The organism is Pseudomonas tohonis, from assembly GCF_012767755.2.
Taxonomy (GTDB): domain Bacteria; phylum Pseudomonadota; class Gammaproteobacteria; order Pseudomonadales; family Pseudomonadaceae; genus Metapseudomonas; species Metapseudomonas tohonis.
Genome location: NZ_AP023189.1, coordinates 1,857,360 through 1,883,323, shown reverse-complemented (window position 1 = coordinate 1,883,323; position 25,964 = coordinate 1,857,360). Strand labels below are relative to the sequence as shown.

Genomic DNA, 25,964 nt, shown 5'->3' with positions numbered 1-25,964 from the left:
ACGGCAGCGGCGATGCCGCTGCGATCTCAGCTGACGGTACGCAGGCGGCTGCTGGCCTTGTGCCGGGCGCAGCAGTTGGAATCACCGGCGACGAAGCGGCTGGGCGAGTCCACCCGGTCGATGGGCATCGAGCAACGCTCGCCGCTGGGCAGCGCCGCTTCGCAGGTGGGCTGCTGGTAGTGGGTCAGCCACTGGCGGTACTGGGCTTCGGAGACGAAGCACTTAGAGGCCGCGTAGGCCAATGGGTTGTCCTGGTAGCGGGCGACGTCCTGCAGCGGGATGGTGAGGTGCCCGGCGCCCGGGTGATAGACGACGAAGACCACGCCGAGACGGGCCAGGCGCTCGAGGATCTGGTCGCCGCCCTGGTTGACCAGTTGCTCACGCTCCTGCTTGAGACGGTCGATCTCCTGCTGCAACTGGGCGTCGAGCTCGTTGCGGTAGGCCAGCTCGACATCACGGATGGCGATCTGCTCCTTGTAGTCCATGACCGCGGCGGCGATCTTGGCCTGCATCTCGCTTTCGAACTGCGAGCGCAGGATGTCCACCTCGGTGCGACCGTGGCGCTCCAGTGCACGCAGCTGCTGGCTCATTTCCTCGCGGGACTTCTGGAAGCCTTCGGTCTGGGTGAGCAACTGGCGCTTGAGATCGGCGTTGAGTTCTTCCTGCTGGCGCACGTTCTGCTGCAACGCCTGGATCTGGCCTTGCAGGCCACGGATCTGCTCTTCGGCAGCCAGGCGGTACTTGGCCAGGGCCTCTTCGTTCTGCTGGCCGAGGCTGGCGATGCGCAGGCGCTGCTGCTTGATCAGCTGCGCGGTCTTCAGGCGGTGTTCCTGCTCCAGCTTCTGCGCCAGTTGCTCGGCCACTTCGGCGCTGGCATCCGGCGGCGCGTACCACTTGTCCTCCGGAGCCATCTGCAGCCGCTCCGGCTCGACCGCCTGGGGCAGGTCGTCCTCGACCATCAGGCCCAGGCCATTGCGCTTGACGGTGTCGCGGACCAGGGCGAGGTCGTTGTTGCCCGGGGCCAGGTTCGGGTCCCACATGTGCATCTGGTGCCAGGAGACCGGGCACTGGCTGCGGCAGGCCAGGCGGATCGGCCCGGCGCCCAGGTCGGGGCCGCGTCCGGCGCGCTCGGCCAGGTGGCGCAGGGGCATGTTCCAGCCGGTGTCGGCCTGGCCCTTCTCGTCGAAATCCAGATAGAAGAAGACCAGCGAACGCACCAGCAGGCGGGGGTTGATCAGCACATACACCAGGCGCATCTGCTCGTCGGCGAACTCGGGCATGTTCACCACGCCATCGAGCATCGCTTCGAATTCGGGGAAGAGCATTTCCTTGCAGATGCCACGCTCATTGAAGAACAGCACGGCTTCAACCATCTGCGGCTTGTTCTGCATGCTCATCGGTTTCCCTCTAGGCCAACGCGGTGAGTCCCTGGGCGGGACGGGTGACATTCCTGTCGGTGGAGCTACGCCTGGGAGACAGGCGTACATCCTGATTCACGGAGTCTAGGGGAAAAAGCGCAACGGGCAATGTGACTGGGTTGGCACTCGACCCGCCCCCATCAGGGAGCGGACCGGGCGCACAGTGAAAATGTGATGGGGTTGGAGACTTTCAGCTTTTCATCGCCGCCAGGTAGGGCGCCAGGCGACGTCCCATCTCCTCGCCGAGGGCGGCAAGGCCGCTCATCGGGCGGATCATGACCTCGAAATCGACGATCCGGCCCTCTTCGTCGAAGCGGATCATGTCGATCCCCTTCAGCTCCCGTTCACCGACCCGGGCACTGAATTCCAGCACCACGCTCAGGCCGTCGGCGCTGGCCAGCTCGCGGTGGTAGGCGAAGTCCTGGAACACCTGGATCACGGTGTTGAGGATCAGGTTGACCGCCTGCGCGCCCGGGTAGGGCGTGTGCGCCATGGGCGAGCGGAACACCGCCTCGGGGTGGAGCAGCTCGGGCAGCCGGCTCAGGTCCTGGCTGGCGATCAAGTAGTGCCAGCGCTGCAGGCTGGCGGCCACGGCGGGGTTGAGTCGGGCGTCGAGGGACATTGGCTTCTCCTTGTTCTTATGAGCCTGTAAAGGGCACCTCAAAAAACTACCTGTGTTGTCATCGCTGCGTTAAAAACACGCTCAAAATGCTCATTTACCGTGCGTAAACTGCGCTTTTTCGCCTGTTTTTGCCTTGCGCTGACGGCCTCGCCTACGTTTTTAGAGATGCCCTTAAAGAGAACGCCCCGCACAAGGCGGGGCGTCTTTCCATCAGAGTTCGGCGGCGAGGCGCGAGCCCTGGTTGATCGCGCGCTTGGCGTCCAGCTCGGCGGCCACGTCGGCACCGCCGATCAGGTGCACCGTCTGGCCGGCGGCGACCAGGCCGTCGTGCAGCTCGCGCAGCGGGTCCTGGCCGGCGCAGATGACCACCGTGTCCACCGGCAGCACCTGCGGCTCGCCCTCGGCGATGCGGATGTGCAGGCCGGCGTCGTCGATCTTCAGGTACTCGACCGAGTTGAGCATCTGCACGTTCTTGTTCTTCAGGCCGGTGCGATGGATCCAGCCGGTGGTCTTGCCCAGGCCGTCGCCGACCTTGGTCTTCTTGCGCTGCAGCAGGAACACCTCGCGCGCCGCCGGGTGCGGCTGGGCCTTGATCCCGGCGATGCCGCCACGGGCCTCGAGATCACCGTCGATGCCCCACTCCTTCCAGAACGCGTCGCGGTTCTGGCTGGTGGCCTCGCCTTCGTGGGTGATGAATTCGGAAACGTCGAAGCCGATGCCGCCAGCACCGATCACCGCGACCTTCTGGCCGACCGGCTTGCGCTGCAGGATGGCGTCCAGGTAGCTGATCACCTTGGGGTTGTCGACGCCGGGGATCTCCGGGGTGCGCGGGGCGATGCCGGTGGCGAGGAGGATCTCGTCGTAGCCGCCCCGGGCCAGGTCATCGACGCCGACGCGGGTGTTCAGGCGAACGTCGACGCCGGTGGTCTCCAGCTTGCGCTTGAAGTAGCGCAGGGTCTCGTAGAACTCTTCCTTGCCCGGCACGCGCTTGGCGACGTTGAACTGGCCACCGATCTCGGCGGCGGCGTCGAACAGGGTCACCTGGTGGCCACGCTCGGCGGCGACGGTGGCAGCCGCGAGGCCGGCAGGGCCTGCGCCGACCACGGCGATCTTCTTCACCTGGGTGGTGGGGATGTAGTTCAGCTCGGTCTCGTGGCAGGCACGCGGGTTGACCAGGCAGCTGGTCAGCTTGCCGCCGAAGGTGTGGTCCAGGCAGGCCTGGTTGCAGCCGATGCAGGTGTTGATCTCGTCGCTGCGGCCTTCGGCGGCCTTGTTGACGAAGTCCGGGTCGGCGAGGAACGGGCGGGCCATGGAGACCATGTCGGCGTCGCCTTCGGCCAGTACCTGCTCGGCCACTTCCGGGGTGTTGATGCGGTTGGTGGTGATCAGCGGGATCGACACCTCGCCCTTGAGCTTGGCGGTGACCTTGGTGAAGGCCGCGCGCGGCACCTTGGTGGCGATGGTGGGGATGCGCGCCTCGTGCCAGCCGATGCCGGTGTTGATGAGGGTGGCGCCGGCAGCCTCGATGGCCTTGGCCAGGAGGACGATCTCGTCCCAGGTGCTGCCGCCTTCCACCAGGTCGAGCATCGACAGGCGGTAGATGATGATGAAGTTCGGGCCCACGGCCTCGCGCACGCGGCGGACGATCTCCACCGGCAGGCGCATGCGGTTCTCGTAGCTGCCACCCCAGCGGTCGGTGCGCTGGTTGGTGTGGGCGGCGAGGAACTGGTTGATGAAGTAACCCTCGGAACCCATGATCTCGACGCCGTCGTACTCGGCCTTCTGCGCCAGCACGGAGCAGTTCACGAAGTCCTGGATCTGCTTCTCGATGCCTTCCTCGTCCAGTTCGCGCGGCTTGAACGGGTTGATCGGCGCCTGGATGGCGGACGGTGCGACGGATTTGGGGCTGTAGGCATAACGGCCGGCGTGGAGGATCTGCATGCAGATCTTGCCGCCCGCCTCGTGCACTGCCTGGGTGACGATGCGGTGCTTCTCGGCCTCTTCCACGGTGGTCAGCTTGGCGGCGCCGGAGTACACGCCGCCCTCGTCGTTCGGGCCGATGCCGCCGGTCACCATCAGGCCGACGCCGCCACGGGCACGCTCGGCGAAGTAGGCGGCCATGCGCTCGAAGCCATTGGGCTTCTCTTCCAGGCCGGTGTGCATGGAGCCCATCAGGGTGCGGTTGCGCAGGGTGGTGAAGCCCAGGTCCAGGGGCGCGAGCAGGTTCGGGTAGGCGGAAGCGGTCATGGATGTCTCCACAGCGGGCGTTGCATTCACGGGATGCCGCGGCGTCGTGGGCCACGGTCGGTTTATTGGGCAGACGATAGTCAGCCAGCCGGGCGCGCTCAATGATCGAAAGTGACAAGTTATTGATCCAAACGCACAGCACGACTTGGCAAGCACAACGCGCTCCCCTACCCTGACCGGCACATCCATCGACGCCCAATCCCATGCGCAAACTGCTGATTGTCCTGGCCTCCGCCCTGTTCGCCGGCGTGCTGGTCAGCTACGCGATCTGGACCGACAAGCGACCGGTCGGCCACTACCTCTCCGACCTGCGCAGCGAGGTGGCGCTCAACCTCGGCCAGCCCGGCGAACGCGGCAACCTGCTGGGCATCCAGCCCGAACTCTTCGCCGCCGACTACCAGAGCGTGGAGCGCCTGCGCCTGAAGCTCGCGGCCTACCTGGAGAAGGCCCGCGCCGAAGGGCTGATCAACGATCGCACGGTCGTCGTGCTGCCCGAGCACATCGGCACCTGGCTGGTGGCCGCCGGCGAGAAGGACCAGGTCTACAGCGCCCACACCCTGGATGACGCCATGCTCTGGCTGGCCGCCGCCAACCCGATGAAGCTCGCCCGCGCGCTGGTCGCGGCCGAAGGCGAGCAACGCCTGGTCGATGCCCTCTTCCGCATGAAGGCGACGCGCATGGCCGGTGACTACCAGGCCCTGTTCGGCGGCCTCGCCCGGGAGTTCGGCATCACCCTGGTGGCAGGCTCCATCCTGCTCCCCGCGCCGCGCATCGAAGGCGGCAACCTGCTGGCCGAGAGCGGGCCGCTGTACAACGTCAGCCTGGTGTTCGACCGCCAGGGCAGGCCCGTGGGCCAGCCCCAGCGCAAGCTCTTCCCGAGCCACGAGGAACAGGGCTTCACCGCCGCCGCGGGGATCGACCAGCTCCAGGTGGTCGACACCCCGGCCGGGCGGCTGGGCGTGCTGGTCAGCGCCGACAGCTGGTACCCCGCCGGCTACACGGCGCTGCACGAACAGGGCGTCGAGTTGCTGGCAGTGCCGGCCTTCCTCACCGGCAACGGCAGCTGGAGCAAGCCCTGGCGCGGCGAAAAAGGCGCGCCGGCGCCCGATGACGCGAACCTGCAGGCCGACAAGCTCAGCGAAGGCGAGGCCTGGCAGCGCCTGGCCCTGGCCGGGCACCAGCCGGGCAGCGGCGCCCGCGCCGGCATGACGGTCTTCCTCCGCGGCCAGTTGTGGGACATGGGCAGCGACGGCCCCGGCCTCGCCGCCGATGCCAACGGCATCCACATCGCCGAAGCCGGACGCGGCGCGAAGCTGCTGAACATCTGGCTATGAAACCGACACGGGTACGCCTGGGCGACCTCTCGGTGGGCTTCGTGCAGAACCTCGCCGAGGCGGTGCGCGACGCCGGCCGGGACCCGGCCCCCCTGCTCGCCCAGTACGGCCTGGACGCCGCCCGCCTGGCCGAACCGCGCGGGCGCCTGTCGATCCCCCGCTACATGCGCCTGGGCCACGCCGCGATGCAACTGATCGGCGACCCAGCGCTGGGCCTGCGCATGGGGCGCATCAGCCGGCTGAGCCAGGTCGGCCTCACCGGCGTCACCGCGATGCAGGCCCCCAACGTGCGCGAGGCGGCCCGCACGCTGATCCGCTTCGAGCCGCTGTACGCCCACAACTACCGGGGCCAGTCGAGCTTCCACGAGGACGCCGGCGGTGCCTGGCTGCGCTTTTATTCCATCAGCCCGTACAACGCCTACAACCGCTTCGTGGTGGATTCCGTGCTGGCCAGCTGGGCCTGCCAGTTCGGCATGCTGGTGGGCGAGCCGCTAGCGGTGGAGAAGGTGGAGATCGAGTTTCCCGCCCCCGACTACGCCGAGCGCTACTCGGAACTGTTCGGCTGCCCGGTGGAGTTCGCTGCCGGCGCCAACCAGTTGCGCCTGTCCCAGCCGACCCTCGCCCTGCGTGGACGCGAGCACTGCCCCAGCACCTGGCGACAGTTGCTGGAGCTCTGCGAGCAGGAACTGGAGCAACGCACCCGCACCCGCAGCCTGCGCGAACGCATCACCCAGTTGCTGGGGCCACTGCTGCACGGCCGCGAGCCGGACCTTGAGGAGGTGGCCGCGCGCCTGCAACTGCCGACCTGGACCCTGCGACGCAAGCTGGCCGAGGAAGGCACGCAGTTCCGCAGCATCCTCAACGACACCCGACGCGACCTGGCCATGGCCTATATCCGCGACACCGAACTGGCCTTCGGGGAAATCGCCTACCTGCTGGGCTTCGCCTCGGCCGAGGCCTTCCAGCGCGCGTTCAAGCGCTGGAGCGGCAGCACACCCGGCGAGTTCCGCCGCGCCCAGCGCCAGGTGGGCTGATCACATCTCGGTGGCGTCGTCCGCCGGCTCCACCCCGTCCTGCTCGCTGGCGTGGAAGTCGAGGATTTCTTCCTGATACTCATCCATCATCACTCTCCTGTTCTGTCGCTCCCTGGATGAAACAAGGACCGTGCCAAAAGAGTAACGAGTGCGGGTGACCGAAAAATTAACCCAGGACAATGCCCCGCGAAGTCGATCGGCGCCGAAACCGGCGAACTGACTTTTTTCGAGGCAAATAAAAAGCCCCCAGGTATTGCTACCTGAGGGCTTTCCTTTATATGGCGCAGCGGACGGGACTCGAACCCGCGACCCCCGGCGTGACAGGCCGGTATTCTAACCGACTGAACTACCGCTGCGCGTCGGTTGGACTTTCGTCCGGTGGAACCTTTGCTTCGTCTGGCGATGAGAGTTTCGAGCTTCTCGTCGCCTCATGCCCGGCGGAACCTGGCATGGGAAATATGGCGCAGCGGACGGGACTCGAACCCGCGACCCCCGGCGTGACAGGCCGGTATTCTAACCGACTGAACTACCGCTGCGCGTCGGCCGGACTTTCGTCCGAATTCACAAGGGATGGTGGGTGATGACGGGATCGAACCGCCGACCCTCTGCTTGTAAGGCAGATGCTCTCCCGGCTGAGCTAATCACCCATCGCCTTGCGAGGCGCGCAATTTACGCAGAGGCCCCACCTAAGTCAACACCCTGCTTGAAGTTTTTTCTCGGAATCGTTTTTTGCACGCCTCCGACAGCCCCTTCGATGGCAGCGTCCGCCCAGGGGAAAACGGTGCCGTCGCAGCGATCACCGATCACCACCGGTGATCACCAGGCCGGTGCACGACGGTGCCCCCGGCCACAGGAAGGTGCATTCAGCCACCGACGCGCAGGGTCAGCCGCGCCGTCACCTGCCCTTCATCCGCGCGGTCGAGGCCGGCCTCCTCGATGCGCACGCCCTGGGCCTCGAGGCCGGCGAACCAGCGCAACAGGCGAGCGAAGCTGGTGGGCTGCAGGCTCACCTGCACCTGCCCCGGGGCGTCGCTGTCCAGGCGTTCGACCGACAACCCCTGCTCGGCGGCACTGGCGGTGACCAGCCCCTGCAGGCGCTCCGGCTCGACGCTGGCCTGCGGCGCTTCCTGGCTGGATCGGGCTCGCGGTGCCTGCTGCTGCATATAGGCATGCAGCGCACGCTGCTGTTCGAAATACTCGCGGGCACTGACAACGCCCTGCTGGGCCGGGCGCCAGAGCGCCAGGTAGAGCAGCACCAGCAGCAGGAAGCCGCCCAGCGACATCAGCGCCAGGCGATCACGGGTCGGCAGCGCCTTCCAGCGCCCGGCCAGCGCCGATGCCTGCCATTGCGCCTGCACCCTGTCCTTGAAAACCATGGCCATGCTCATCCTCCGATCACCAGTCGCGCGCTCACCGCATTGCCTTCACGGCTGGCCGAGCCCAGCTGCACGGCCAGTCCGGCGGCGATCAGCCGCTCGCGCAAGCGCTCCAGGGCATCGAAGCCAGGGGCCTGCACCTGCATCGCCAGGTCACCCCGGGTGTCGCTGAAATCCAGTTGCTGCACGCGCACCTGGACCCCCTCCGCCAGCAGCGCCTCGGCGGCCTGGTCGAGCATGCCGAGCAAGCGGCCCTGTCCCGACACCGAGCTGGCCGCCAGGTGCTGGTCGAACTGCGCACGCAGGTTGATCAGCTTGCTGTCCTGGGGAAACAGCTCGCGGTACAGCGCCTCGTTGGCCGCCGCATAGCGATCGCCCTCATGCCGCAGGTGCCAGCCCTGGGCCAGGTAGAAGCCCCACTGCAGCACCACCCAGAGCCCGACCAGCCCCAGCAGCGGACGCAGGAAGCGTTGGTGGCGATGTTCCTGGCGCACTTCGAACTCCGCCTGGGCCAGTTCGCTGCCCGAACGTCCGGCGAGCCAGAGGTGCGGCTGTTCGTGCTCCTGCCACTGCTCGATGCCTTCGAGCACCTGCCGTGCCTGGGGCGCGTGCCCCTGCAGCGGCAGCACGCAGGCATCGCGCAGGTGCGGCCAGTCCTCGTCCAGCAGGGCGAGGCGCGCGCTCTGCTCGCCCCCCAGCAGCCAGCGGCCATCCAGCCAGCACAGCTGGGTGCCTTCATCGGGCAGCAGGTCGGCATCCACCTGCAGGCTGGTGGGTACCGAGCCCAGTTCCGCCGCCAGGTCGACCCAGGCGCTCAGCCAGGCGCGGCGCACGGCGAAGATGCGGTGCAGGCCATCCGGCAGGCTGCCGCCAAGGGCCAGGTGCAGGCTGTCGACGTCTTCGGCCAGCAACTCCTCCACCGCGAAAGGCAGCGCCTGGCGCAGCCAGCGCGCCTTCTGCGTGGGCAGGCGCGCGGCGCAGGCAGTCACCGCCTCCACCGGCAATACCAGGCGCCAGTCACCGGAGAGCGCCGTCACCGCCGCCGCGAATGGCAGTTGCCGGGCGTCCCCACCCTGCACCAGCCAGACCTCCAGCTCGCCTTCGACGCGCGTGACCGCCGCCGCCGGCAGGAAAATACTTGCCTGCTTCATTCTTCGTCCTTTTCCTTGAGAAGGGCCGGCGGCAATCCGCCCTGCCCCATGTCGCGGGAAAGCACCCGCACGCGGCCGTCATTGCTGCGCTGCAAGGTGCTGACCAGTACCTGGCGTCGTCCGCCCAGATGCACTTCGCTGGTCACCCGGAAATATTCACTGCCCACCGCCAGGCCCTGCGCCTGCATCCCCATGCCGGCCAGCGCCGATTGCCCGAGGAAGGCGTCCAGGGTCTGGAAGCCGGCCTTGCCACGGGCCGCCACCAGCGCCTCCCCCACGCTGGGCGTGAGGCTGTCGGCCAGGCTGGAAAGCACCATCGCGCCGGCGGTGTTGACGTTGAGCGTGGCGTCGTCCGGCAGCGCGCTGACGTAGGGCAGCAGGCGACGATAGTCCGCCTCGGTCATGCCCGCCAGCAGGCGCAGCTCGGAGACGTCGACCATGGCACGGTTGGCTGCCCGGTAGGGCGGCTGGCTCAGCAGGTATTCGTTGTCTTCGGCGCCATTGGCCCCGGTGGGCTCCTGGTCCTTGTCGAGCCAGTCCACCAGGCGCTCCGCATAGGGTGCCTCGATCTGCAGGCGCAACAGGAGGCGACGGAACTGCTGCAGCGACTGCTCGTTGACCCGCCCCTGGCGCACCAGGGCGTTGAGGTTGAAGCGCGAGGTGGCGTCCTCGATGCGCACCAGCAGCTCGCCGCCGTCATCCAGCGGGAAATTGTTCAGCGGTCGCGCCCAGGCTTCGCCGAGGTGATCCACCGGGGTGCGCGGATCGCCGGCGCGCAGGTCGCGCTGCAGCATCCCACGGGCAAGCGCTTCGCCACCCAGCGCATATTGCAGGGCCTGGCGCGCATGCAGCTGGTTGGCACTGGAGCGGATCGCCAGCTGTTGTCGCGCGATCATGCCGGCACAGACGACGGTCACCACCGCTACCACCAGCAGCACCGTGATCATGGCCATGCCACGCTGCCGCGTCATGGCGTACCACCGTCATCGGGCGGTACGTCGCCGCCGTCATCGCCACCACTGTTGTCGGGGACCTGGGGCTTGCGCTCCGGCGGCTCGTCCACCAGGCGCAGCACGCGGCGCAACTCGCCGTAGCGGCGGTGTTCGAGGGTCAGTTCGATGGCCCGGGGCAGCTTCTCCAGGCTCTTGTCGCCGGTCTCGCCGTCGGCCGGCCAGACCTCCACCCAGTTATCGGACTTGTCGAGGTAGCGCAGCTTGAGGCGGGTCACGCCGTCCAGCGCCTGCTGCACCTGCGGCTGGCTGTCCTGGGCCTGGTCGAGCACCGTCCAGTAGCGGCGCTCCAGCTTCTCCCCGGACAGTTGCCAACGCACCCGCTGCAGCCGCGAACGCGGGGCGCCTAGCGGATTGCGCCAACCGCCACGGCTCAGTTCGATGGCATCGTTGTCGCCGCTCTCGCCCACCAGCGCACCGCGCCATTCACCGTAGGCATCGCGCACGGGGCGTGGATTGACCTGCTGCAGGTCCCGCTCGATGGCGGCCATTGCCCGCACCAGTTCACGCAGCTGCTGTTCCTGGGCACGGGTGGCCCGGTCGCTGGAGAGGACGCTGTCGAGCATGCGGTAGGTGCCCAGTGCCAGCAGCGCGAAGATGGCGATGGCGATCAGCAGTTCCAGCAGGGTGAAACCGGCGGAGCGCTTCATTGGCGGGTCTCGATGAAGCCGACCAGGCGCGCGGCGGCGCGCTCCTCCAGCTTGCCCCGGGGGCCCCGGTCGTTGCGCTGGGCCACCCAGAGCGTGGCGCGGCGCAGGGCCGGATCGGAGGTCGCCTCCACCTGGCTCTGCCACTCCCAGCGGCGCCCGGCGAAATCCAGCTCGCCCTGGTCGCGCCCGTCCCCCGGCGGCGTGGCGGCCAGCTGCATCTCGGCGAGGCGGTTGTCGGCGATCCACATCGCCAGGGTCTTGTCCTCCAGGCGCGCGGCGTTCTGCAGGCTGCGCGCGCTGGTGGCCAGCACGGACGCGGCGACCACGGCGAAGATGGCCAGGGCCACCAGCACTTCGAGCAGGGTGAAACCGCGCTGGGTGCTCATCCCGCCCTCCCCTTGCCCGGCATCGCCTCGACCCTGGGCAGGCGGAAGCCGTCGCTGCTCATCTGCAGGCGCAGGCCGTCCTTGCGCCGCTCGCCCAGCTCCAGGCGGAACGGGCTGAGCTCGCCGCTGGAGAGGATCAGCAACTGCGGCGTACGGGGTTGGTCCTTGGTTTTCTCGTCCTCGTCCGCCACCGGCCCGGGCAATGCCAGCGCGGCGCCTTCGAGTTCGAACTTGAGCTCGGCCCAGGCCGGCAGCTTGTGGGTTTCATCCCCCACTTCCTGCCAGCGCGCCTTCGCCTCGTCGAAGCGCAGTACGCGATAGCCGTCCCCCTCCAGGCGCAGGCCGTACTCGCGGTTGTCGAGCACGGCCTCGTCCACCAGCACGCCGATCAGCCCGGCGAGGCGCTCGGCTTCGTTGTTCAGTTCACGGGAGGGGCCGGCCACGCCGCTGCTGAGCACCGCCAGCCCGACCAGGCAGCCGATGATCACCAGGACCACCAGCAACTCGATCAGGGTGAAGCCGCCCTGCCCCTCGGCGGGCGGGCAGCCTGGGCAGCGCGGCCTTGGGTGCATCAGTTTTCCCAGTTACCGATGTCGGCATCGGCGTCGGTGCCGCCTTCCTTGCCGTCGGCGCCGAAGGAGTACAGGTCGTAGGCGCCCTTGGTACCGGGGGCCAGGTACTGGTACGGGTTGCCCCAGGGATCGACCGGCAGGCGCTTGAGGTAGCCGTCCTTGTTCCAGTTCTTCGGCTGCGGGTTGCCGCTGGGCTTCTTCACCAATGCCTCCAGGCCCTGCTGGGTGCTGGGGTAGGCGAAGTTGTCGAGCTTGTACATGTCCAGCGAGGCACCGATGGCCTTGATGTCGCCCTTGGCGACGGTGACCTTGGCCTGGTCCGGGCGGTTCATCACCTGCGGCACCACCAGCGCGGCGAGGATGCCGAGGATGACCACCACCACCATGATTTCGATGAGCGTAAAGCCCGTCTGTGTACGGCGCTGTTTCACGCGATTACCCCACGAGTTGGTTGAGAGAAAGGATCGGCAGGAGGATGGCGAGGACGATGACCAGCACCACCGCGCCCATGAACACCAGCATGAAGGGCTCGAACAGCCCGACCAGCAACGCGATCTGCGCGCCGAGGTCGCTTTCCTGGTTGCGCGCGGTGCGCGCCAGCATCTGGTCCAGCTCGCCCGAGCGTTCGCCGCTGGCGATCATGTGCAGCATCATCGGCGGAAACTGGCCGCTGGCTTCCAGCGCGCGGGTCAGGCTGCCGCCTTCGCGGACCTTCTGCGCCGCCAGCACCACATCGGCGCGGATCACCCGGTTGGCGATGACCTCGGCACCGATGCCCAGCGCTTCCACCAGCGGCACGCCGCTCTGGGTGAGGATCGCCAGGGTCGAGGCGAAGCGCGCGGTGTCGGTGGCGCGCACCAGCCCGCCCACCAGTGGAATGCGCAATACCAGGCCATGCCAGCGGACACGCACCGCCTCCTCGCGCAGCGCCAGGCGCGCGCCGACGAATGCCGCGATGAGCGCCAGCGCCACCAGCCAGCCCCAGTGCTTGACCAGGTCGCTGAGGGCGATGAGGCCCCGGGTCAGCAGCGGCAGGGTCTGCCCGGAATCGATGAACACGCGCACCACGTCCGGGACCACGTAGCCCAGGAGGAAGGAGACGATCCCCAGCGAAGCGCACATCAGGATCACCGGGTAGAGCAGCGCCAGCTGGATCTTCTGCCGCGACTGCTGGCGTTGTTCGGTGTAGTCGGCGAGCTGCTCCAGCACCGGCCCGAGGTGGCCGGCGTGCTCGCCGGCGGCGACCGTGGCCCGGTAGAGCTCGGGGAACGCGGCGGGGAATTCGCGCAGGCTGCCGGCCAGGCTGTGGCCCTCCAGCACGCGTGCGCGTACCGCCAGCAGCATCGACTGGATGCGCGGCGAGGTGGACTGGGCGGCAGCGGCGCGCAGCGCTTCCTCGATGGGCAGCGCGGCCTGTACCAGGGTCGCCAGTTGCCGGGTCACCAGCGCCAGGTCGCGGGCGGACAGGCCACGGGTGAAACCGAAGCGACCGCCACTGGCGGCCTGCTCGCGGGTGCGGGTGGCTTTCACCTCCAGGGGTGCCAGCTGCTTCTCCCGCAACAGCTGGCGCACCTGGCGGGCACTGTCGGCCTCGAGCACACCCTTCTGCGGGCGCCCGCGGGCATCCAGGGCGAGGTATTCGAAGGCGGCCATTTATTCTTCCTGGGTCACGCGCAGCACTTCTTCCACCGTGGTCACGCCTTCGAGCACCTTGCGCTTGCCGTCGTCACGGATGCTGGGACCGAAGCGGCGTGCATGGCGGGTCATCTCCTGCTCTGCAGCGGCGTTGTGGATGAGGGTGCGCATGTGGTCGTCGAAGACCACCAGTTCGTAGATGCCGGTACGCCCGCGATAGCCCTGCTGGTGGCATTCGGCGCAGCCACGGGCGTGGTAGAGGGTCGGCGGCTGCGCCGGGTCGATGCCCAGCAGCGCGCATTCGGCGGCGTCGGCGCTGTACGGCGCCTTGCAGTGATTGCAGAGCACGCGCACCAGGCGCTGGGCGAGCACGCCGAGCAGGGAGGACGACAGCAGGAAGGGCTCGACGCCCATGTCCACCAGGCGGGTGATGGCGCCGATGGCGCTGTTGGTGTGCAGGGTGGAAAGCACCAGGTGGCCGGTGAGCGAGGCCTGCACGGCGATCTCGGCGGTCTCGTGGTCACGGATCTCGCCGACCATCACCACGTCCGGGTCCTGGCGCAGGATGGCGCGCAGGCCACGGGCGAAGGTCATCTCCACCTTGGCATTGACCTGGGTCTGGCCGATGCCTTCGAGGTGATACTCGATCGGGTCCTCGACCGTGAGGATGTTGCGCGTGCGGTCGTTGAGGGTCACCAGGCTGGCGTACAGCGTGGTGGTCTTGCCCGAGCCGGTGGGCCCGGTGACCAGCAGGATGCCGTGGGGCTTGCGCACCGTGGCTTCCATCAGTTCGCGGTCGCGCGCGCTCATGCCCAGGTGCTGCAGGGTGAGGCGCCCGGCCTGCTTGTCCAGCAGGCGCAATACCACGCGCTCGCCGTTGGCCGAGGGCAGCGTGGAGACACGGATGTCGACTTCGCGCCCGGCCACGCGCAGGGAGATACGGCCGTCCTGCGGGACGCGCTTCTCGGCGATGTCCAGCTTGGCCATGACCTTGATCCGCGAAACCAGCAGCGCCGCCAGTTCACGCTTGGGTTCGAGCACCTCGCGCAGGATGCCGTCGACACGGAACCTCACCACGAGGCGCTTCTCGAAGGTCTCCAGGTGGATGTCCGAGGCGTTCTCGCGAATGGCCTCGCCGAGGATGGCGTTGATCAGGCGGATGATCGGCGCGTCGTCCTCCTGCTCCATCAGGTCGGTGGTCTCCGGCATCTGCTCGGCGAGCGCAGCCAGGTCGAGGCTGCCGCCGAGGTCTTCGGCGAGCTGCATGGTGGCGGAGGAGTCGTGCTGGTAGGCCTGGGCCAGGGCCTGGTCGAAGGTTTCGGCGGGCAGCGGGCGCAACGGCAGCGAACGGCCGACGAAGCGCCGGGCCTCGGCCAGGGCCACCAGTTCGGCGCCTTGGCGATGGGCCAGGCAGGGCTCTACGCCATCCTGCAGGAAGACGCCGTGGCGCTTGGCGAAGCCGAACGGCAGGCGCCGCAGCGGCGCCTCGATCGAAGAGGGGTTCATCCGTGTAATGCCTTCATGAAATCACCTGGGCAATTATCACAACACTGCCTGACGGTTGTGCGGCAATCCCTGCCATTTCTCTTGTCGTTGTGATCGGGCGCGCACGCAAACCCGTAAAAAATCTGGAATATTCTTAGCACATCGACCTCCACGACACACGTGCCAGCGAGTTGTAGCGTGATTGCGTCGTACTGCTATGATTCAGCACTTTCGCCGATCCAGAAAACCAAGAACGACTCGCGGAGAACCCCCAACTTGCCCACACCTGGTGCTCGACACTGGCTGCAACAGCATTCGCCTGCGCTGCTGGGCGCGGGCCTGGTGATCGCCATGAGCCTGAGCCTCGCCTGGCAAACCGCCGACTGGATCCGATTGCTCCGCAATTCCCCCGTCACCAGCAGTGACCCCACCCTCGAGGCCGTGGTTCCGGCCAGCCTGGAACGCCTCGAACCCCTGTTCGGCCCGAGCCGCGTGCAGAGCGATGCGCCGCCACCGGCGACCAACCTGCGCCTGACCCTGCTGGGCAGCTTCATCAATGCCGACCCGGCGCGCTCCAGCGTGATCATCCGTACCGAGGGCGAAAAGCCCCGGCGCCTGCACAGCGGCGATGAGCTCAGCCCCGGCGTGAAGCTGCACGCCGTCTACCGCGACCGCGTGGAGATCGACCGTGGCGGCCGCCTCGAAACCCTGACATTCCCCCGGGCGCGCCTGGCCGCACCCGGAACGCCCGCCATGGAGGCGGAGCCGGCGAACGATGCTGTGAACGACCTTGGCGGCCTCCAGGAGGAGAACACCGCCGAGCTGCGCGAACGCATGGAAGCACTGAGAAAACAGATGGAAGAATCCGGTGGCCTGCCGCCGGACTTACCGCCCGAACAGCCCCCGGAAAGCGAATGAATCAATGCCCACACTCCTCTCGCGCCTGAGTATCGCCCTGCTGGCCGCCGGCCTCGCTACCGCGCCGCTGCCCCTGCTGGCGGCAACCCCGCAACCCCAGGCCGAAAGCAGCCAGCAGGATGGCTGGACGATCAACCTCAAGGACGCCGACATTCGCGAGTTCGTCGACCAGGTGGCCGACATCACCGGCGAGACCTTCATCGTCGACCCCCGGGTCAAGGGCCAGGTCAGCGTGGTGTCCAAGGCGCCGCTGAGCCTCTCCGAGGTCTACCAGCTGTTCCTCTCGGTGATGGCCACCCATGGCTTCACCGTGGTCACCCAGGGCGACCAGGCACGCATCATCCCCAACGCCGAGGCCAAGTCCGAAGCCGAGGGCGGGCCGGCCGCGCCGGACAAGCTGGAAACCCGGGTCATCCAGGTGCAGCACACGCCGGTGACCGAGCTGATCCCGCTGATCCGCCCGCTGGTGCCGCAATACGGCCACCTCGCCGCAGTGACCTCGTCCAATGCCCTGATCATCAGCGACCGTAGCGCCAACATCGCGCGGATCGAAAGCCTGATGAGCCAGCTCGACCAGAAGGGCGACCGCGACTACACCGTGCTCAACCTGCAGAACGCCTGGGTGATGGACGCCGCGGAGGTGCTCAACAGCGCGGTCAGCCGCGGCCAGGCCAAGGGCACCAACGCCGCCCAGGTGATCGCCGACGCGCGCACCAACCGCCTGATCATCGTCGGCCCGCCTTCGGCACGCGCCAAGCTGGTGGCACTGGCGCAATCCCTCGACACCCCGACCTCGCGCTCGGCCAATACCCGCGTCATCCGCCTGCGCCACAACGACGCCAAGGCCCTGGCCACCACCCTGGGCGAGATTTCCGAGGGCCTGAAGGCCCCCGAAGGCGGCGGTGAACAGCAGGGCAAGCCGCAGAACATCCTCATCCGTGCCGACGAGAGCCTCAACGCCCTGGTCCTGCTGGCCGAACCGGACACGGTCAACGCGCTGGAGGACATCGTCCGCCAGCTCGACGTGCCGCGCGCCCAGGTGATGGTGGAAGCCGCCATCGTGGAAATCTCCGGCGACATCACCGACGCCCTCGGCGTGCAGTGGGCCGTCGACGCCCGCGGCAATACCGGCGGCCTCGGCGGGGTCAACTTCGGCAACACCGGCCTCTCGGTGGGCACCGTGCTCAATGCCATCAAGGACGAGAAGCTGCCGACCACCCTGCCCGACGGCGCCATCATCGGCATCGGCACCGACCATTTCGCCGCCCTGGTCACCGCGCTCTCGGCCAACAGCAAGAGCAACCTGCTGTCCACGCCCAGCCTGCTGACCCTGGACAACCAGAAGGCGGAAATCCTCGTGGGCCAGAACGTGCCCTTCCAGACCGGTTCCTACACCACCGATGCGGCCGGGGCCAACAACCCCTTCACCACCATCGAGCGCAAGGACATCGGCGTGACCCTCAAGGTCACCCCGCACATCAACGAGGGCGCCACCCTGCGCCTGGAGATCGAGCAGGAGATCTCCTCCATCGCTCCCAGCGCCACCCTCACCGCCCAGGCGGTGGACCTGATCACCAACAAGCGCTCGATCAAGAGCACCATCCTCGCCGAGGACGGCCAGGTGATCGTGCTCGGTGGCCTGATCCAGGACGACGTCACCACCACCGACTCCAAGGTGCCGCTGCTGGGCGACATCCCCCTGCTCGGCCGCCTGTTCCGCTCCACCAAGGACAGCCACGTGAAGCGCAACCTGATGGTCTTCCTGCGCCCGACCGTGGTCCGCGACCGCGCCGGCCTCGCCGCCCTCTCGGGCAAGAAGTACAGCGACATCCGCGTGCTGGGCGACCAGAGCGACAAGGAGAACCGCCCGAGCATCCTCCCGCGCAGCCCGGCGCAGCTGTTCGACGGCGGCCAGGGCACCCCGGCCATCGACGTGCGCCCGGCAGAAAGCCCGGCGCCCTGATACCCGGCCCCCGAAAACCAACGGGCGGCAGTGCGAAGGCACTGCCGCCCGTTTTCGTTCGTTCCGCAGGCCCGTGGAACGATCGGGGGAACGGTGTGTACCGGGAGAGCGAGCTCAGTCCAGGTAGATCATCTTGCGGGTCATGCCGCCGTCGACCAGGAACTCCTGGCCGGTGACGAAGCCGCTGTTGTCCGAAAGCAGCCAGGCGACCAGGGCGGCGACGTCTTCCACCGTACCGACGCGGCCCGCCGGGTGCTGGTCATGATCCCATTCCGACAGCGGCGCCTCTTCACGGGCGGCGCGGTCGCGGGAGTCGATCCAGCCGGGGCTGACCACGTTGACGCGGATGTCCGGCCCCAGGCTGATGGCCAGCGCGTGGGTCAGCGCCACCAGGCCGCCCTTGCTCGCGGCGTAGGCTTCGGTGTCGCGTTCGGATTGATGGGCACGGGTCGAGGCGATGGTGACGATGGCGCCCCGGTGGCCGCGCAGGTAGGGCGCGCAGTGCTTGGCCAGCAGCATCGGCCCGGTGAGGTTGACCGACAGGGTGCGGTTCCACTGCATCAGCTCGAGGCTTTCCAGCGGCGCGCCATGGGCCTCGGCGACGCCGGCGTTGCACACCAGCGCATCGAGCCGGCCGAACTGGCCGAGCACCTCGGCGATGCCCACGGCGACCTGGCTTTCATGGGCCACGTCCATGCCGACGAACCAGGCGTTGCTGCCCAGTGCCTTGGCCACCTTGCTGCCCCGGGCACGATCGATGTCCGCCAGCACCACCTGCCAGCCTTCGGCGATCAGCCAGGCGGCGATGCCCAGGCCGATGCCACGGGCCGCGCCGGTGACCAGCGCGACCTTGCCGTTATGGGCGGGTAGCGACTCCATGGACCACTCGATCACAACGCGGCGAGGCCACGCGCGAGATCGGCCTTGAGGTCGGCGATGTCTTCCAGGCCCACGGCGACGCGGATCAGGTTGTCGCCGATGCCGGCGTTGGCACGCTCCTGCGGCGACAGGCGGCCGTGGGAGGTGGTGGCCGGGTGGGCGATGGTGGTCTTGGTATCACCCAGGTTGGTGGTGATGGAGATCACCCGGGTGGCGTCGATGAAACGCCACGCCGCGTCCTTGCCGCCGGCCACCTCGAAGCTGACCACGGCACCGAAGGCGCTCTGCTGACGCTTGGCCAGTTCGTGCTGCGGGTGGCTTTCCAGGCCGGCGTAGTACACGCGCTCGATGCCCGGCTGCTGTTCCAGCCAGCGGGCCAGCTCCAGGGCGCTGGCGCAGTGGGCCTGCATGCGCACGCGCAGGGTTTCCAGGCCCTTGAGGAAGATCCAGGCGTTGAACGGGCTGAGGGTCGGGCCGGCGGTGCGCAGGAAGCCGACCACGCCTTCCATCTGCGCCTTGCGGCCGGCGACCACGCCACCCATGCTGCGGCCCTGGCCGTCGATGTACTTGGTGGCCGAATGCATGACGATGTCGGCGCCGAGCTTCAGCGGCTGCTGCAGCGCGGGGGTGCAGAAGCAATTGTCCACCGCCAGCAGGGCGCCACGGGCGTGGGCGATCTCGGCCAGGGCGGCGATGTCCACCAGTTCGGCCAGGGGGTTGGACGGCGATTCGACGAACAGCAGCCGGGTGTTGGGCTTGAAGGCCGCTTCCCAGCCGGCCAGGTCGGCCAGCGGCGGGTAGTCGACCTCGACGCCGAAGCGCTTGAGGTACTTCTCGAACAGGCTGATGGTCGAGCCGAACACGCTGCGCGAGACCAGCACGTGATCGCCCGCGCTGCACTGGCTCATGACGATGGAGAGGATCGCCGACATGCCCGAGGCGGTGGCCACGGCCTGCTCGGCACCTTCAAGGGCGGCGATGCGCTCTTCGAAGGCGCGCACGGTGGGGTTGGTGTAGCGCGAGTAGACGTTGCCCGGCACCTCGCCGGCGAAGCGCGCGGCGGCGTCGGCGGCGGTACGGAACACGTAGCTGGAGGTGAGGAACATCGCCTCGCCGTGCTCGCCCTCCGGGGTGCGGTGCTGCCCCGCACGCACCGCCAGGGTGTCGAAGGCCGCGCCTTCGAGGTCACTGTCCAGCCGCCCGGCTTCCCATTCCTGCGTCATATCGCTACCTCATCAGAAACGCAGCCCGGATCGGGTCCGGGCTGCTGGCTTGCAACGTGCGGCTCAGTGGTGGCCGCTCAATTGTTGTACAGGTCGATGATCGCGCTGACCACGTTGACCTTGTTCTTGCTGGCGTCGTTGCGCGCCTGCTCGATCTTGTTCAGGTAGTGCTCGTCGACATCGCCGGTGATGTACTTGCCGTCGAACACCGCGCAGTCGAACTGGTCGATCTTCACCTTGCCGCCACCGACCGCCTCGATCAGGTCCGGCAGGTCCTGGTAGATCAGCCAGTCGGCGCCGATCAGTTCGGCCACTTCCTCGGTGGAGCGGTTGTGGGCGATCAGCTCGTGGGCACTGGGCATGTCGATGCCGTACACGTTGGGGTAGCGCACCGCCGGGGCGGCCGAGCAGAAGTAGACGTTCTTGGCGCCGGCTTCGCGGGCCATCTGGATGATCTGCTTGCAGGTGGTGCCACGGACGATGGAGTCGTCCACCAGCATCACGTTCTTGCCGCGGAACTCCAGTTCGATGGCGTTGAGCTTCTGGCGCACCGACTTCTTGCGCGCGGCCTGGCCCGGCATGATGAAGGTGCGGCCGATGTAGCGGTTCTTGACGAAGCCTTCGCGGAATTTCACGCCCAGGTGGTTGGCCAGTTCAAGGGCTGCGGTGCGGCTGGTATCGGGGATCGGGATGACCACGTCGATGTCGTGGTCCGGGCGCTCGCGCTGGATCTTCTCGGCCAGCTTCTCGCCCATGCGCAGGCGCGCCTTGTAGACCGAGACGCCGTCCATGATGGAGTCCGGACGCGCCAGGTAGACGTGTTCGAAGATGCACGGGGCGAGCCTCGGCGCCTTGGCGCACTGGCGGGTGTAGAGCTTGCCGTCTTCGGTGATGTACACCGCTTCGCCCGGCGCGAGGTCGCGGATCAGGGTGAAACCGAGCACGTCGAGGGAGACGCTCTCGGAGGCGATCATGTATTCCACGCCTTCGTCGGTGTGACGCTGGCCGAAGACGATCGGGCGGATGGCGTTGGGGTCGCGGAAGCCGACGATGCCGTAGCCGGTGATCATCGCCACCACGGCGTAGCCGCCCAGGCAGCGGTCGTGCACCCCGGAGACGGCGGCGAACACGTCCTCCTCGGTGGGCTGCAGCTTGCCGCGATGGGCCAGCTCGTGGGCGAACACGTTGAGCAGCACTTCCGAGTCGGAATTGGTGTTCACGTGGCGCAGGTCGGATTCGTAGATTTCCTTGGCCAGTTGCTCGACGTTGGTCAGGTTGCCGTTGTGCGCCAGGGTGATGCCGTAGGGCGAGTTGACGTAGAACGGCTGCGCCTCGGCGGAGCTGGAGCTGCCCGCGGTCGGGTAGCGCACGTGGCCGATGCCCATGTGGCCGACCAGGCGCTGCATGTGCCGCTGCTGGAATACATCGCGGACCAGGCCGTTGTCCTTGCGCAGGAACAACCGGCCGTCATGGCTGGTCACGATGCCGGCAGCGTCCTGGCCGCGATGCTGGAGAACGGTGAGCGCGTCATACAGCGCCTGATTGACGTTCGACTTACCGACGATACCGACGATGCCACACATGCGGTGCAACCCCTGCTGCTAGTAGTTCAGGCTAATACCGGGCGACGGGCCGGGCAGTTGGTGCCCCGCTCGCCAACCGTTGTTTGGCGGCTCAGCTTGGTGCGCTGACGCTGCCGGCAAGCCACTGGCTGGTGAAGCCCAGAATCAGGTTCTTCGACCAGTCGGCGACCATGAGAAAATGCGGCAGCAGCGTGGACTGCTGCCACCAAGGATCCTGTTGCACCGGCGCCAGGCTCAGCAGGCCGACCAGCACCACCACCAGCAAAGCCCCGCGCGCCGCGCCGAAGACCATGCCGAGGAAGCGGTCGGTGCCGTCCATGCCGGTGACCCTGATCAGCTCACCGATCAGGAAATTGACCAACGCCCCCACGAGCAGGGTGGCGATGAAGAGAATGGCGCAGGCCGCGATCACGCGCGCCGACGGCATTTCGATGAACTCGGTGAGGTGCTGTGACAAGGCCCCGCCGAACATCCAGGCGACTATGCCGGCGATGATCCAGGTGAGCAGTGAAAGCGCTTCCTTCACGAAGCCGCGCTTCAGACTGATCAGACTGGAAATGGCGATGATGGCGATGATCGACCAATCGACCCAGGTGAATGCCACGTATGCAGCTCACGAACAGAAAAGGCGCTGCATTTTAGCAGAGCCCCGTCACTCCGGTAACCCGCGGATCAGATTGCTCTGATAGAGCGAGCGAATCAGCCTTTTTCGGGCTGGAAGCGAACGATGAAGCCGTTGAGCTTCTGTTGGCGGCTCAGGGAGTCACGCAGCCGGTCGGCCTCCGCGCGCTCGATGACCGGGCCGACGAACACCCGGTTCATGCCGTCCGCGCTGCGGATATAGGCGTTGTAGCCCTGGTTGCGCAAGGTCTGCTGGAGCTTCTCGGCGCTGGCCCGGTTGGACAGGCTGGCGAGCTGGATCGACCAGCTGACCGGCAGGCCGTTCGGGTCCAGGCGCTTTTCTTCCGCCTTGGGCGGCGTGGCAGCCGGCGGCACGGCCTGGGCCTGCTGCGGCTGGGCCTGGGGTTGCGTGGGGGCCTGGGGCTGGGCCGGTTGCACGGGGGTGCCGGGCTGCTCGGCAGGGGCGACGGGCAGGGCACTGGCCTGGCCGGAGCCATCCAGCGGCGGGACGGGCTCTTCAGGCAGCACCTGCGGCTCGGGAACCGGCACGGTTTCCATCTCCACCGGCGGCATCTCCGGGGTCTGCGGCATGGCCGGGGCGTCGATGCGCACTTGGCGCAGCTCGTCCTCGCGGGTGAACAGCATCGGCAGGAAGATCACCGCCAGCGCCAGCAGCACCAGGGCACCGACGATGCGTTGCTTGAGTCCCTTGTCCAGCACAGCCACTCCCCCTTAAGCCTGATGCGCGAGCCAGGCCAGCGCCTCGGCCACGCAATAGAAAGATCCGAACACCAGGATTTCATCCCCCTCCCCGGCCTTCTCGCACTGCGCATCCAGCGCCGCAGCCACGTCCGCATGGCTGCTGGCCGTGACGCCCAGGGCGAGCAACGCGGCCTGCAACTCGGCGGCCGGCCGGCTGCGCGTCGACGGCAGGGTGGTCACCGCCCAGTCGGGCAGGACGTCCTTGAGCGGCGCGAGCACGCCGGGCAGGTCCTTGTCGGCCAGCAGGCCGAACACCGCGAGGCGGCGACCCGCGACCGGACGGGCGCGCAGGCGCTCGGCCAGGTAGCCGGCAGCGTGGGGATTATGCCCAACATCCAGCAGCAGCGTGAGTGACTTGCCACGCCATTTCAGCGAGCGGCGATCCAGGCGGCCGGTAACCCGGGTGGCCTGCAGCGCCTGGGTGATGGCGGCCTCGTCCCAGGCCTGGCCCAGCAGCGAGTAGGCCTGCAGGGCCAGCGCGGCATTCTCCAGGGGCAGGTCGAGCAGCGGCAGGTTGTGCAGTTGGCGCAGCTGGCCCTTCCGGTCGACGCCCCGCCAATGCCAGGCGCCCTCGCCCACCGCCAGGTCGTAGTCACGCCCGCGCAGGATGAAGGGAGCCCCCAGGGTCGCGGCCTGCTCGATGAGCGGTGCAGGAGGATCGAGGTCGCCGCAGAGGGCGGGCTTGCCGGCACGGAAGATGCCGGCCTTCTCGAAGGCGACGCTTTCACGGGTGTCGCCGAGCCAGTCGGCATGGTCGATGCCGATGCTGGTGACCAGCGCCAGGTCGGCATCGACCAGGTTGACCGCATCCAGGCGGCCGCCGAGGCCGACTTCGAGCACCGCGGCGTCGAGCCCGCTGCGCTCGAACAGCCAGAAGGCCGCCAGGGTGCCCATCTCGAAATAGGTCAGGGAGACGTCGCCACGCGCAGCCTCCACGGCGGCGAAGGCCTCGCAGAGCGCAGCATCGCTGGCGTCGAGGCCATCGATCTGTACGCGCTCGTTGTAGGTGAGCAGGTGCGGGGAGCTGTACACCCCGACCTTGAGGCCCTGCGCCCTCAACAAGGAGGCGAGGAAGGCGCAGGTCGAACCCTTGCCGTTGGTCCCGGTAACCGTGACCACCAGCGGCGCCGGCCTGCGCAGGCCAAGTCGCTGGGCGACCTGGCGGCTGCGGTCCAGCCCCATGTCGATGGCTGTGGGGTGGAGTTGCTCGAGGTACGCGAGCCAGTCGGCGAGGGTTCGTTGGGTCATGCAGTGGCCGGTGAGGGTAGACGCATGAACTGCGCCAACAGCCGCGATAGGCGGGCGCGCAGTTCCTGACGGGGGATGATCATGTCGATGGCGCCGTGCTCCAGCAGGAACTCGCTGCGCTGGAAGCCTTCGGGCAGCTTCTCGCGCACGGTCTGCTCGATCACGCGGGGACCGGCAAAGCCGATCAGCGCCTTGGGTTCGGCGACGATCACGTCACCGAGCATCGCCAGGCTCGCGGAAACACCGCCATAGACGGGGTCGGTGAGCACGGAGATGAAGGGAATGCCTTCTTCGCGCAGGCGCGCCAGTACCGCGGAGGTCTTGGCCATCTGCATCAGGGAGATCAACGCTTCCTGCATGCGCGCGCCGCCGGAGGCGGAGAAGCACACCAGCGGGCAGCGCTTCTCCAGGGAGACGTTGGCGGCGCGGACGAAACGCTCGCCGACCACCGCGCCCATGGAGCCCCCCATGAACGAGAACTCGAAGGCACACGCCACGATGGGCATGCCTTCCAGGCTGCCGCTCATGGCGATCAGCGCGTCCTTCTCGCCGGTGTCCTTCTGGGCAGCGGTGATGCGGTCCTTGTACTTCTTGCTGTCGCGGAACTTGAGGCGGTCCACCGGCTCCAGCTCGGCACCCAGCTCCTCGCGGCCCTCGGCGTCGAGGAAGATGTCCAGGCGGGTGCGCGCGTCGATGCGCATGTGGTGGTTGCACTTGGGACAGACGTCGAGGGTCTTCTCGAGCTCGGGCTTGTACAGCACGGCCTCGCAGGACGGGCACTTGTGCCAGAGGCCTTCAGGAACCGAGCTCTTCTTCACCTCGGAACGCATGATCGAAGGGATCAGCTTGTCTACCAGCCAGTTGCTCATGCTCTCGTTCTCCATAGCTTCAGGCCCGAACACGCGCTAGCGGCCCGGAGCCCTGCGCATGTTCTTGAGCGAATTCACGATTGCGGACGGGGTTGGCGGCACCAGCGGGATGGCGATGGTGCGCCCTGCCCCGCTCGGCGTCGCCGGGCAATCCCCGGCCATCCGGGCGACGGAAGCCGGCATGGCGCCGTCGCGAAAAGCAAAATCGGCCCGTTCCGACAACGCGCGCATGCGCGCGTGCCCGGGCAACTGGGTTATGGACGGCAGCGCGAGCGGCGCCGTCACATATGCGGGCGACGGGTTCAGCATGCCGCTCTTGCCGCATCGATGAAGGCCCGCACCTTGTCATGGTCCTTGATGCCCTTGCTCGCTTCCACGCCACCGCTGACATCCACGGCATACGGCCTGACCTGGGCAACGGCCAGCCCGACGTTCTCCGGGGTGAGGCCGCCTGCGAGTATCACGGGTTTGTCCAGCTCGGCCGGGACGAGGTTCCAGTCGAACGCCTCGCCCGTACCACCCGGGATGCCGGGGACATAGGTGTCCAGCAGCACGCCCGAGGCGTCGGGAAATTCACGCACGCGGGCGGCCACGTCATCGCCGGGCCGGACCCGCAACGCCTTGATATAGGGGCGGCCATGGCCCGAGCACGCATCCGGCGTCTCGTCGCCATGGAACTGCAGCAGGTCGAGGGGAACCACATCGAGGATGGCCGCCAGCTCGGCGGCGGGCATGTCGACGAACAGGCCGACACTGGTGACGAAGGGCGGCAGCGCCGCGACTATCGCCCGGGCCTGCTCGGCCGTGACCGCGCGCGGGCTGGCGGGATAGAACACCATGCCGATGGCATCGGCCCCGGCCGCAGCCGCCGCCAGGGCGTCCTCGACGCGGGTGATGCCACAGATTTTGATGCGAACGGCTGGCAAGTTGCTGGCACCGGGTGGGTAAAAGATGCTGGATGGTAGCAAAGGCTCGGCG

At 67.7% G+C, this 25,964-nt stretch carries 25 protein-coding genes and 3 tRNA genes; 5 read left to right on the top strand and 23 right to left on the bottom strand.

The features are described 5' to 3' along the window. Positions 1-26: 26 nt before the first annotated feature. The 3 genes from HSX14_RS08750 to HSX14_RS08740 form a co-directional block, all read right to left on the bottom strand. A complete protein-coding gene (locus HSX14_RS08750; protein WP_173173635.1) occupies positions 27-1,397 on the bottom strand; it encodes a chromosome partitioning protein ParA in 1,371 nt (456 codons plus the stop codon). A 211-nt stretch (positions 1,398-1,608) separates the two neighbouring features. Next, positions 1,609-2,040: a nuclear transport factor 2 family protein gene (locus HSX14_RS08745; RefSeq protein ID WP_173173633.1), complete on the bottom strand. Its 432-nt coding sequence runs from the start codon at positions 2,038-2,040 to the stop codon at positions 1,609-1,611. Between the two features lie 210 nt (positions 2,041-2,250). After that, positions 2,251-4,287, bottom strand: a complete 2,037-nt coding sequence (locus HSX14_RS08740; RefSeq protein ID WP_173173631.1) for an NADPH-dependent 2,4-dienoyl-CoA reductase — start codon at positions 4,285-4,287, stop codon at positions 2,251-2,253. Positions 4,288-4,490: 203 nt separating this feature from the next. Between HSX14_RS08740 and HSX14_RS08735 the strand changes: the two genes are divergently transcribed. Further along, positions 4,491-5,621 carry a nitrilase-related carbon-nitrogen hydrolase gene (locus HSX14_RS08735; RefSeq protein ID WP_173173629.1) on the top strand — a complete coding sequence of 377 codons (1,131 nt, stop codon included), beginning with the start codon at positions 4,491-4,493 and terminating at the stop codon, positions 5,619-5,621. Next, the gene (locus HSX14_RS08730; protein WP_173173627.1) at positions 5,618-6,655 is read left to right on the top strand and encodes an AraC family transcriptional regulator; all 1,038 of its coding nucleotides are present in this window, start codon (positions 5,618-5,620) and stop codon (positions 6,653-6,655) included. Before HSX14_RS08735 ends, HSX14_RS08730 begins: the two co-directional genes overlap by 4 nt. Before the next feature lie 279 nt (positions 6,656-6,934). On the opposite strand, the gene HSX14_RS08725 is transcribed toward HSX14_RS08730, so the two are convergent. From HSX14_RS08725 to gspE, 12 genes are all read right to left on the bottom strand, one after another. After that, positions 6,935-7,011, bottom strand: a tRNA-Asp gene (locus tag HSX14_RS08725). A gap of 103 nt (positions 7,012-7,114) precedes the next feature. Further along, positions 7,115-7,191: transfer RNA gene (locus HSX14_RS08720), tRNA-Asp, on the bottom strand. Between the two features lie 35 nt (positions 7,192-7,226). Then, positions 7,227-7,302 (bottom strand) — tRNA-Val (locus HSX14_RS08715). Between the two features lie 216 nt (positions 7,303-7,518). After that, the gene (locus tag HSX14_RS08710) at positions 7,519-8,043 is read right to left on the bottom strand and encodes a type II secretion system protein M (protein WP_173173625.1); all 525 of its coding nucleotides are present in this window, start codon (positions 8,041-8,043) and stop codon (positions 7,519-7,521) included. Then, positions 8,040-9,182, bottom strand: a complete 1,143-nt coding sequence (gspL, locus tag HSX14_RS08705) for a type II secretion system protein GspL (RefSeq protein WP_173173623.1) — start codon at positions 9,180-9,182, stop codon at positions 8,040-8,042. The genes HSX14_RS08710 and gspL overlap by 4 nt, the downstream gene beginning before the upstream one ends. Then, entirely contained in the window at positions 9,179-10,153 is a 975-nt protein-coding gene (gspK, locus tag HSX14_RS08700) for a type II secretion system minor pseudopilin GspK (RefSeq protein WP_173173621.1), read from the bottom strand. The genes gspL and gspK overlap by 4 nt, the downstream gene beginning before the upstream one ends. After that, the gene (gene gspJ, locus HSX14_RS08695; RefSeq protein WP_173173619.1) at positions 10,150-10,842 is read right to left on the bottom strand and encodes a type II secretion system minor pseudopilin GspJ; all 693 of its coding nucleotides are present in this window, start codon (positions 10,840-10,842) and stop codon (positions 10,150-10,152) included. The genes gspK and gspJ overlap by 4 nt, the downstream gene beginning before the upstream one ends. Further along, positions 10,839-11,228, bottom strand: coding sequence for a type II secretion system minor pseudopilin GspI (gspI, locus tag HSX14_RS08690; RefSeq protein WP_173173617.1), 390 nt, complete (start codon positions 11,226-11,228; stop codon positions 10,839-10,841). Before gspI ends, gspJ begins: the two co-directional genes overlap by 4 nt. Next, positions 11,225-11,800, bottom strand: coding sequence for a type II secretion system minor pseudopilin GspH (gene gspH, locus HSX14_RS08685; RefSeq protein ID WP_173173615.1), 576 nt, complete (start codon positions 11,798-11,800; stop codon positions 11,225-11,227). The genes gspI and gspH overlap by 4 nt, the downstream gene beginning before the upstream one ends. Continuing rightward, positions 11,800-12,186, bottom strand: a complete 387-nt coding sequence (gene gspG, locus HSX14_RS08680) for a type II secretion system major pseudopilin GspG (RefSeq protein WP_230428053.1) — start codon at positions 12,184-12,186, stop codon at positions 11,800-11,802. Before gspG ends, gspH begins: the two co-directional genes overlap by 1 nt. Before the next feature lie 49 nt (positions 12,187-12,235). Beyond that, entirely contained in the window at positions 12,236-13,453 is a 1,218-nt protein-coding gene (gene xcpS / locus HSX14_RS08675) for a GspF family T2SS innner membrane protein variant XcpS (RefSeq protein WP_173177197.1), read from the bottom strand. Then, on the bottom strand, positions 13,454-14,941 hold the full coding sequence (gspE, locus tag HSX14_RS08670; protein WP_173177195.1) for a type II secretion system ATPase GspE: 1,488 nt from the start codon (positions 14,939-14,941) through the stop codon (positions 13,454-13,456). A gap of 255 nt (positions 14,942-15,196) precedes the next feature. Here gspE and HSX14_RS08665 point away from each other — a divergent pair, with 255 nt between their 5' ends. Beyond that, a complete protein-coding gene (locus HSX14_RS08665) occupies positions 15,197-15,838 on the top strand; it encodes a type II secretion system protein N (RefSeq protein WP_228723562.1) in 642 nt (213 codons plus the stop codon). A gap of 4 nt (positions 15,839-15,842) precedes the next feature. Next, on the top strand, positions 15,843-17,801 hold the full coding sequence (gene gspD / locus HSX14_RS08660; RefSeq protein WP_173177193.1) for a type II secretion system secretin GspD: 1,959 nt from the start codon (positions 15,843-15,845) through the stop codon (positions 17,799-17,801). A gap of 114 nt (positions 17,802-17,915) precedes the next feature. Here gspD and HSX14_RS08655 read toward each other — a convergent pair whose 3' ends face one another. From HSX14_RS08655 to accD, 7 genes are all read right to left on the bottom strand, one after another. Next, positions 17,916-18,680 (bottom strand): SDR family oxidoreductase, encoded by a 765-nt coding sequence (locus HSX14_RS08655; RefSeq protein WP_173177191.1) that lies wholly within the window; start codon positions 18,678-18,680, stop codon positions 17,916-17,918. An 11-nt stretch (positions 18,681-18,691) separates the two neighbouring features. Further along, positions 18,692-19,903, bottom strand: a complete 1,212-nt coding sequence (locus HSX14_RS08650) for an O-succinylhomoserine sulfhydrylase (RefSeq protein WP_173177189.1) — start codon at positions 19,901-19,903, stop codon at positions 18,692-18,694. 77 nt (positions 19,904-19,980) lie between these two features. Beyond that, a complete protein-coding gene (purF, locus tag HSX14_RS08645) occupies positions 19,981-21,486 on the bottom strand; it encodes an amidophosphoribosyltransferase (RefSeq protein WP_111259420.1) in 1,506 nt (501 codons plus the stop codon). Positions 21,487-21,577: 91 nt separating this feature from the next. After that, on the bottom strand, positions 21,578-22,090 hold the full coding sequence (locus HSX14_RS08640; protein ID WP_021218569.1) for a CvpA family protein: 513 nt from the start codon (positions 22,088-22,090) through the stop codon (positions 21,578-21,580). A 95-nt stretch (positions 22,091-22,185) separates the two neighbouring features. Next, complete coding sequence (locus HSX14_RS08635; RefSeq protein WP_173177187.1) at positions 22,186-22,833, bottom strand: SPOR domain-containing protein; 648 nt, start codon at positions 22,831-22,833, stop codon at positions 22,186-22,188. Between the two features lie 6 nt (positions 22,834-22,839). Then, entirely contained in the window at positions 22,840-24,117 is a 1,278-nt protein-coding gene (gene folC / locus HSX14_RS08630; protein WP_173177185.1) for a bifunctional tetrahydrofolate synthase/dihydrofolate synthase, read from the bottom strand. Then, positions 24,114-24,986, bottom strand: coding sequence for an acetyl-CoA carboxylase, carboxyltransferase subunit beta (gene accD, locus HSX14_RS08625; protein WP_111259424.1), 873 nt, complete (start codon positions 24,984-24,986; stop codon positions 24,114-24,116). The genes folC and accD overlap by 4 nt, the downstream gene beginning before the upstream one ends. A 58-nt stretch (positions 24,987-25,044) precedes the next feature. Between accD and HSX14_RS08620 the strand changes: the two genes are divergently transcribed. Continuing rightward, positions 25,045-25,317, top strand: a complete 273-nt coding sequence (locus HSX14_RS08620; RefSeq protein ID WP_173177183.1) for a hypothetical protein — start codon at positions 25,045-25,047, stop codon at positions 25,315-25,317. Here HSX14_RS08620 and HSX14_RS08615 read toward each other — a convergent pair. After that, positions 25,289-25,912 carry a phosphoribosylanthranilate isomerase gene (locus tag HSX14_RS08615; protein WP_173177181.1) on the bottom strand — a complete coding sequence of 208 codons (624 nt, stop codon included), beginning with the start codon at positions 25,910-25,912 and terminating at the stop codon, positions 25,289-25,291. The genes HSX14_RS08620 and HSX14_RS08615 overlap by 29 nt on opposite strands. Positions 25,913-25,964 lie beyond the last annotated feature (52 nt).

Coding starts and splice junctions, on each gene's coding strand:
- gspH (WP_173173615.1), bottom strand. CDS start 11,800: ATGCACCCAAGGCCGCGCTGCCCAGGCTGCCCGCCCGCCGAGGGGCAG.
- folC (WP_173177185.1), bottom strand. CDS start 24,117: ATGACCCAACGAACCCTCGCCGACTGGCTCGCGTACCTCGAGCAACTC.
- HSX14_RS08650 (WP_173177189.1), bottom strand. CDS start 19,903: ATGACGCAGGAATGGGAAGCCGGGCGGCTGGACAGTGACCTCGAAGGC.
- HSX14_RS08620 (WP_173177183.1), top strand. CDS start 25,045: ATGTTCTTGAGCGAATTCACGATTGCGGACGGGGTTGGCGGCACCAGC.
- gspE (WP_173177195.1), bottom strand. CDS start 14,941: ATGAACCCCTCTTCGATCGAGGCGCCGCTGCGGCGCCTGCCGTTCGGC.
- xcpS (WP_173177197.1), bottom strand. CDS start 13,453: ATGGCCGCCTTCGAATACCTCGCCCTGGATGCCCGCGGGCGCCCGCAG.
- accD (WP_111259424.1), bottom strand. CDS start 24,986: ATGAGCAACTGGCTGGTAGACAAGCTGATCCCTTCGATCATGCGTTCC.
- HSX14_RS08730 (WP_173173627.1), top strand. CDS start 5,618: ATGAAACCGACACGGGTACGCCTGGGCGACCTCTCGGTGGGCTTCGTG.
- HSX14_RS08740 (WP_173173631.1), bottom strand. CDS start 4,287: ATGACCGCTTCCGCCTACCCGAACCTGCTCGCGCCCCTGGACCTGGGC.
- HSX14_RS08710 (WP_173173625.1), bottom strand. CDS start 8,043: ATGAGCATGGCCATGGTTTTCAAGGACAGGGTGCAGGCGCAATGGCAG.
- gspK (WP_173173621.1), bottom strand. CDS start 10,153: ATGACGCGGCAGCGTGGCATGGCCATGATCACGGTGCTGCTGGTGGTA.
- gspJ (WP_173173619.1), bottom strand. CDS start 10,842: ATGAAGCGCTCCGCCGGTTTCACCCTGCTGGAACTGCTGATCGCCATC.
- HSX14_RS08750 (WP_173173635.1), bottom strand. CDS start 1,397: ATGAGCATGCAGAACAAGCCGCAGATGGTTGAAGCCGTGCTGTTCTTC.
- HSX14_RS08745 (WP_173173633.1), bottom strand. CDS start 2,040: ATGTCCCTCGACGCCCGACTCAACCCCGCCGTGGCCGCCAGCCTGCAG.
- gspD (WP_173177193.1), top strand. CDS start 15,843: ATGCCCACACTCCTCTCGCGCCTGAGTATCGCCCTGCTGGCCGCCGGC.
- gspL (WP_173173623.1), bottom strand. CDS start 9,182: ATGAAGCAGGCAAGTATTTTCCTGCCGGCGGCGGCGGTCACGCGCGTC.
- purF (WP_111259420.1), bottom strand. CDS start 21,486: ATGTGTGGCATCGTCGGTATCGTCGGTAAGTCGAACGTCAATCAGGCG.
- HSX14_RS08735 (WP_173173629.1), top strand. CDS start 4,491: ATGCGCAAACTGCTGATTGTCCTGGCCTCCGCCCTGTTCGCCGGCGTG.
- HSX14_RS08655 (WP_173177191.1), bottom strand. CDS start 18,680: ATGGAGTCGCTACCCGCCCATAACGGCAAGGTCGCGCTGGTCACCGGC.
- gspI (WP_173173617.1), bottom strand. CDS start 11,228: ATGAGCACCCAGCGCGGTTTCACCCTGCTCGAAGTGCTGGTGGCCCTG.
- gspG (WP_230428053.1), bottom strand. CDS start 12,186: ATGGTGGTGGTGGTCATCCTCGGCATCCTCGCCGCGCTGGTGGTGCCG.